2 protein-coding genes are annotated in these 838 nt (G+C 55.8%); both read left to right on the top strand.

The genetic code is table 11. From position 1 onward, the window contains the following. Positions 1–325 (top strand): phage major capsid protein (locus MO867_RS22355; protein ID WP_252473275.1); only part of this gene is annotated, 325 nt, incomplete at its 5' end. A gap of 98 nt (positions 326–423) precedes the next feature. Next, on the top strand, positions 424–795 hold the full coding sequence (locus tag MO867_RS22350; RefSeq protein WP_252473273.1) for a DUF2190 family protein: 372 nt from the start codon (positions 424–426) through the stop codon (positions 793–795). Positions 796–838 lie beyond the last annotated feature (43 nt).

Here is an 838-nt window from a genome sequence, read left to right as displayed (position 1 = left end):
CGCCGATGAAGGCACGGCAAAAGTTGCCCTGGAATCCGAATTCGAAGTGGGCGCAACCAGTAAAAATAACACCGTCCCCAACAGCGTACGCAATATTGCGCAAGTGCTCTCCGATGCGCGCCTCAGCGGACACAACGGCTGGTATCTAAAAGCCGACCCGGCCATGCACGACACTATCGAAGTGCTCTATTTGGATGGCCAGCAAGCCCCAGTACTGGAACAGCAAAACGGCTGGAATATCGATGGGGTCGAATTCAAAGTGCGCCTCGATGCCGCCGCCAAAGCCTGGGATGCAAAAGGCATGGTGAAAACACCCAAGACCTAATACCCATCTCAAACCGAACTGAACCTTAAAGAACCCGAAAAGGGCCGCATAACGCGGCCTTTTTACTTTCAATTAAAAATCCAATCGAGAGAAAGAGAATGGCTACGAATTTTGTGCAAGACGGATGCATGCTGGATGTCACCAACAGTACCAGCGCGGACATTACCTCCGGTCAGGTAGTAGCAGTTGGCGCAGTCCTGGGTGTAGCGATGGATGATATCGCCGTGGGTGAGTCCGGCGTGCTCGCTATTGATGGCGTATTCACCGTGCCCAAGGTATCCGGTGCAGAGATCAATCAGGGCGAATCCCTCACCTGGGTGGTTGCCTCCAGTGCCTTCGATGATAACGCCGCCACCGCAGCCACTGGCGATATCACCGGCTCCACCGCCTTCGCCGCTGAAGCCGCCGGCGCAGGTGCTGCCAGTCTCGCGGTGAAGTTTACTGGCGTACCGGGCACCGTTAAGGCCTAGGTGATTTATGGACCTGGACCAACGAGCCGCAGAGCGCGCCTTC

The sequence above is a fragment of the Microbulbifer okhotskensis genome (assembly GCF_023895975.1).
Lineage (GTDB): Bacteria > Pseudomonadota > Gammaproteobacteria > Pseudomonadales > Cellvibrionaceae > Microbulbifer > Microbulbifer okhotskensis.
The sequence above is the reverse complement of the archived record's forward strand: the minus strand, read 5'-3'. Positions and strand labels throughout refer to the sequence as shown.

Bases quoted from the DNA above. Each gene is read 5' to 3' on its own strand.
- MO867_RS22350 (WP_252473273.1), top strand. From the start codon at position 424: ATGGCTACGAATTTTGTGCAAGACGGATGCATGCTGGATGTCACCAAC.